The sequence below is a fragment of the Pseudomonas sp. R11F genome, assembly GCF_050312575.1.
Lineage (GTDB): Bacteria > Pseudomonadota > Gammaproteobacteria > Pseudomonadales > Pseudomonadaceae > Aquipseudomonas > Aquipseudomonas palleroniana.
This window is the reverse complement of record NZ_JBNPJU010000074.1, coordinates 1-5,585: the sequence shown is the minus strand read 5'-3', so window position 1 is coordinate 5,585 and position 5,585 is coordinate 1. Positions and strand designations below refer to the sequence as shown.

The window sequence follows — 5,585 nt, the reverse complement described above, 5'->3', positions numbered from 1 at the left end:
GTCACGGTTCTGAGCCTGACACACCGCCATCGGGAGCAAGCCCCCTCCCACAGGTTGTCCATCGTTCGTTCTATCGCTTAACTGATTGGCAGTAGGGCAAGCCCGCACAAGGTGCGGTCGCAAGGGGGCAGGTATAAAAAAACGCCCGATGAAAGCAGGGCTCTCATCGGGCGTTTGTTCGACCACGCAGGGTGGTCAAGGGCTTACATCAGAAGTCCCAGCGGGTGCTGACCATCACGTTGCGCGGCTCACCGTAGGCGGCCGAGTTATAGAAGCCCACGTTGGTGTAGTAGGACTTGTCGAAGATGTTGTTGAAGTTGACGGTCGCCGACAGGTTCTTGGTGACCTGGTAGCGGGTCATCAGGTCCACCAGCCAGTAGGATTCCTGGGTAATGTCCTGGTTCTGGTTGAGGGGTTGGTTCCAGACCTCTTGCCAGCCCTTGGTCTGCCAGCGCACGCCACCACCGATGGTGAACTTGTCGAGGTCGCCCTTGAGCTTGTAGGTGGTGTTCAGGTTGACCTGGTGCTCGGGTTCGAAGGTGGAGATTTTCTTGCCGTCGTCGTCACGCACGATCTTGTGGGTGTAGCCGCCCTGGACTTGCCAGCCCGGGCTCAGCTCACCGGAAATTTCTGCCTCATAACCCTTGGTGACCGCCTTGGAGCTCTTGAACGCGTAGTTGTTCGGGGTTGGCGTCTGGTTGTTGTAGGCGTCGTCCGAGATCGGCCGGTTGGTCTCGTGCACTTCGAAGTAGGCGATGCTGGTGTTCAGGCGGCCTTCAAAGAACTCACCCTTGAGGCCCAGCTCGTAGTTTTGCCCTTCGTCCGGGTCCAGCAGTTTGCTGTCGCGGTCCTTATAGGTGCTTTCCTGGGGCTGGAAAATATCGGTGTAGCTGGCGTACGCGGAGAAGTTGTCGTTGAGGTCGTAGATCACCCCGGCGTAAGGGATGAACCGCCCGGTTTCCTTGTACGAAGGGTTGTTGCCGGTGACATGGTAGTTGGCCACGCGCCCGCCGAGGATCACGTTCAGGTCATCGATCACGTTCAAGCGTGTGGTCACGTAGTAGCCGTTCTGGCGGATAGTGTCGTCGATGTACTGCTGCACCGGCCCGTAGATTGGCCTGCCGAGCTTGCCGTTCCAGTTGTAGAAATCGACTTTGTTGCCCTGCGGCCATTCCGGCGACCAGTAACCTTTGCCCTGCCAGCGCGAAGTACCGATCGAGCCGCCCACGACCAATTCATGTTCACGACCAAAGAGGCTGAACGGCCCGGTGGCATAAAGATCGGCCGAGGTGCTTTTGGTTTCACCCGTGTATTTCTGTCCGTTGATCTCGGCGGTGCCATCGGCGGCCGGCTGGACGAACTGAATCGATGCAAGGTCAGCGTGGTAGCCGTTGATCTTGTGGTCCAGTTGCAGTTTGGTCACCCAGCCGTCACCCAGGTCATGCTCGAGCATGGCGAAGGCGGTACGGGTGTTCTGCTCCCATGAACTCCAGGTGGTGCCGTTGTTGTAGGAGCGCGGCATCTTGTTGATGCTGCCGTTGGAGTTGACCAGCGGGAACGCGCCGGACCAGCTGGAACCTTTCGGAATGTTGTCCTGGTAGTCGAAGCCGACGGTCAGCATGGTGTCCGGGGACAGGTCGAATTCGGTGATGCCGTAGTAGGTTTCGGTCTTGCGCGAGTAGTGGTCCATGAAGGACTTCTTGTCCTGGTACGCCGCCACCGCCCGGCCACGCACATTGCCGCTCTCGGTCAAGGGGCCGCTGACATCGACTTCACTGCGATAGTTGTCCCACGAGCCTGCGCCCACGGTTACATGGCCCTTGAAGTCGGCAGTGGGCTTTTTGCGGATCAGGTTGATGGTCGCACCCAGGGAGCCTGCGCCGTTGAGCAGGCCGGTGGCGCCCTTGAGGATTTCGATACGGTCATAGATCGCCATGTCGCTCAGGGTATTGCCCGCCGAGTAGCCGACGTTGCGCACGCTGGACGGAATGCCGTCGTACTGGAAACTGTTGACCGAGAAACCCCGGGAGTAGTAGTTGGTACGGTCGGTGTCATAGGCCGACACGGTGATGCCCGGGGTGTGGCGCATCACGTCATCGACGTTGTTGAGGCCGAAGTCTTCGATGTGCTGGCGGGTGACCACGGTGATCGACTGTGGGGTCTGGCGTGGCGTGAGGGTCAGGCGCGTCGCGGTGGCGATGGTGCCTGGGGTGTAGGAGCCGGAGCCCTCGGTAATATTGCCCAGCACGTTACCGTTGACCTGAGTGGGGCTCAGCTCCAGGGCAGTGGTGTCGCCGGCAGCAGCAACCGTCAACGCATTACCGTTGAGGCTGTGGGTGGTCGATGTGCCCGCCAGCAACTGGTCAATGGCTTGCTGTGGCGCCATCTTGCCCTTGACCGCACGGCTGTTTTTGCCCTGCACATCGCTGGGGCTGTACAACACCTGCACGTTGGCCTGGCGCCCGAATTCCTGGAGTGCGCTCCCCAGCGCCTGGGCAGGAATATTCAACTCGATCTCCTGAGCCTGCACATAGCCTGCGATCGGCAACGATACTGCCAGGGCCAAGGCGCTTGGAAGAAGGTTGATGTTCAGGGCCCGGCGCATGGTTAACGCCTTGCTCAGTGGGCTGAGGCCGAGTCGTGCTGGCATGGATGCTTTCTCTTCTAGGTTTTAAGTGGGCAAATTCTAGGTGTTAATTGAGGCTGGTTCTCATTACCACTAGTGAGACGTTCCTACCTCAGAAAACCGGAAAACAAAATTCACGCCGGTTCCAGCGCGTGCACCACCTGGCCGGCACGCAAGCGCACCAACTGGTCGGCGATATCGAAATAACGGTCGTCGTGGCTGATCACGATGATGGTTTTGCCCAGGCGCTTGAGGTCCGGCAGCAGCTCGGTGTAGAAGATCCGGCGGAACGCCGGGTCCTGGTCGGCGGCCCATTCGTCGAACACCAGTACCGGGCGCTCCTCCAGCCAGGCGTTGACCAGGGCCAGGCGCTTGCGCTGGCCGGTGGACAGGTCGGTGGTGCTGAACACGCCATCCTTGACGCTGACCTTGTGCGCGATTTCCAGGCGCTCCAGGTATTTGGCGGCACTGTCCAGCGACTGCGTGGCGCTGCCCTGCACCAGGTCATCGAACAGGTAATAGTCGGAGAAGATCGTGGTGAACAGCTGGCGATAATCGTCGCGCTCGGGGTCGGTCACGGTCTCGTCATTGAGGCGGATTTCGCCCGACTGCGGGGTGTACAAACCCAGCAGCAGTTTGATCAGGGTGGTCTTGCCGCTGCCGTTTTCGCCGACGATAAACACGATATCGCCTTGCTTGATGCTCAGGTTGATCGGCCCCAGGTGGAACGGCGCGCTACCCTCGACCGCCGGCGGGCTGTAGCTCACATTGCGCAGTTCCAGGCTGTTGACCATCGGTTTGGGCGCCTCGCTGTCGTCCATCAGCAGATGCGGCTCGGGCGAGGAGAAACGCTCAGACAATTCACTGATACGGCCAAAGGCAATCTTCGCCTTGCCCACCACCGGCAGGTAACCCAGCAGATGTTCCAGGGGGCCTTTCATGTACAGCAGCACCAACACGAAACCAGTGATCACCGTGGGGTCCGGGTTGGGGTTGTATGCCTGCATCGCCAGGGCCAGGCCGATGACCACGAAGAACAGCATCGAGCCGAAGGTCTTGGCCAGGATGTAGATGTTGACCGAGCGCACCTGGATATCGCTGATGCGGTCGGCGGTTTCCTGGATGCGGTGGGTGTTCATGCGAAAACGCCGTGGGCGGTGCATGCGCAGCTCCTTGGCGCCGGAGGCAATCGCGTTGTAGTAACGCTGCAACTCATCCTCATGGCTGCGCGCCAGGTCGAAACCCTGGATGCCTTTGCCGCCGGCAATGAACTGCACGGCGCTGCCGATGATGATCGCCACCACCATCATCAGGAACATCGGCACCGACAAGTAGGCCAGGTAACCCAGGCAACCGAGGGTGACCGTGGCGGCGATGGCCAGCGGGGTGAATGCAAAGGAAAAGTCGCTGATGGTGTCGACATCGTGGGTCAGCACCGGGATCAGGCGGTGGGAACGGTAGCGTTCGATCTGCCCGATGGGCGCCGACAGCACCTTCTCACCGAGGTCTTTGCGCAGGGCGGCAATGATGCGCTGCCCGACGTAGTTGGTGCCGATGTCCGAGATGATCGAACTGACCAGCGCCACCACACACAGCGCTGCAAAGGTCAGCACCACGCCCTGGGTCATGCCGTTGGCCGAGTGCAGGGCATTGTTGATGGTGGCCAGCAGCAGGGTAATGGCCAGGCCGCCCGCCATGCCGAGGGCGACGGAGACCGTCACGATCATACGAAAGGGCCTGAGCAGGGCGAGCAGGCCATTGAAGGCGCCGCGTTTGGGGTCGGTCATAAATACATCCCGGAGAGTGAAAAGAGGGGCTGGGCACACAGACCCTTACCCCTGACAAACGAAGCGTCGACGCAAGGATTTAGCTCGGCGCGCCGGGCGGCGACCACGCCGGATAAATTGCCGCGACGCTGGTTCGTTCTTGTGCTGTAGGCGCACGTGTATCCACGCGCTGCGCAGTCCCTCAGCGAGAGCGAAACAATGACGAAAAAGAACCTGGTGTATGTGTGGTCCCTGAGAAATGCCGCCGCCGACAAGGCCGGGCAGCCGGTGGCCTACAAGGACCACGAGCGCTACATGAAGTCGGTGCTGGAGTTTCTGGTGGGATCCCTCAATGACACGCCGCTGGGCCAGCGCTACAACCTGGTGGGCGTGGTGTATGACGATGACGAGCAGAACCCACGGGACCAGCAACTGGTCAGCGACTATGGCTTTGCCTACCAGCCTGGCCGCCAGTGGCTGTACCCGGCGGACTTGCGGGTGCAGGGCACGCTGGTCAACGACCTGCTGCTGAGTGTGCCGTCCACCTACCGTCGCTTGCCGCGTGGCAGCGCGGAACATATCGCCGGCAAGCAGGATTTCGAACGTCGCCTGCACGACACGCTGGTGGAGTTGAAGGCCGATATCGTGGTGCTGGACGGTTTGCTGGTGATCCTCGATGAGCTGGTACGCCCCGGCGCGCCGTTTGCCCGACGCATCATGAATATCCACCCCGGCATTACCCGCCTCGAGTCGCCCTATGAGCGTCGTGGCGCCTATGCCACCTGGAATGCGTTGTACGGAGCGCGTGGCCAGGCGGTGGTGGATTGGGCGACCAAAGAGACCAAGCCTTGCGAACCGCTGTACCTGACCGGTGCGTCGTTCCACTACGTGGACAACGGTATCGACTCCGGTGAAGTCTTCCACGACGTGCTCAACACCGAGATATCGCCGCAGGACACCATCCTTGAACTGCGCTGGAACAACTTCAACAACAGCTTGTTCCCGGCGTTGCATGAAGGGCTGGAGTTGTTGGCCCAAAAGGGCTGAGTGTGCATGTGATCCGAGTGTGGGAGGGGGCTTGCCCTAATGCCAGTCAGTTAAGCGAAAGAGCGGACGATGGATAACCTGTGGGAGGGGGCTTGCTCCCGATGACGGTGTATCAGGTTCAGAAACCGTGACTGATACACCGCCAT

General features: G+C 60.4%; 3 protein-coding genes. 1 reads left to right on the top strand and 2 read right to left on the bottom strand.

Translation table 11 applies throughout. The features are described 5' to 3' along the window. Nucleotides 1-208: 208 nt before the first annotated feature. The gene (locus ACQRBV_RS23875; RefSeq protein ID WP_411985585.1) at nucleotides 209-2,650 is read right to left on the bottom strand and encodes a TonB-dependent siderophore receptor; all 2,442 of its coding nucleotides are present in this window, start codon (nucleotides 2,648-2,650) and stop codon (nucleotides 209-211) included. Between the two features lie 110 nt (nucleotides 2,651-2,760). Further along, the gene (locus ACQRBV_RS23870; RefSeq protein ID WP_060755324.1) at nucleotides 2,761-4,413 is read right to left on the bottom strand and encodes a cyclic peptide export ABC transporter; all 1,653 of its coding nucleotides are present in this window, start codon (nucleotides 4,411-4,413) and stop codon (nucleotides 2,761-2,763) included. Between the two features lie 198 nt (nucleotides 4,414-4,611). On the opposite strand from ACQRBV_RS23870, the gene ACQRBV_RS23865 reads away from it, so the two are divergent. Next, a complete protein-coding gene (locus tag ACQRBV_RS23865; protein ID WP_090371667.1) occupies nucleotides 4,612-5,439 on the top strand; it encodes a N(5)-hydroxyornithine transformylase PvdF in 828 nt (275 codons plus the stop codon). Nucleotides 5,440-5,585 lie beyond the last annotated feature (146 nt).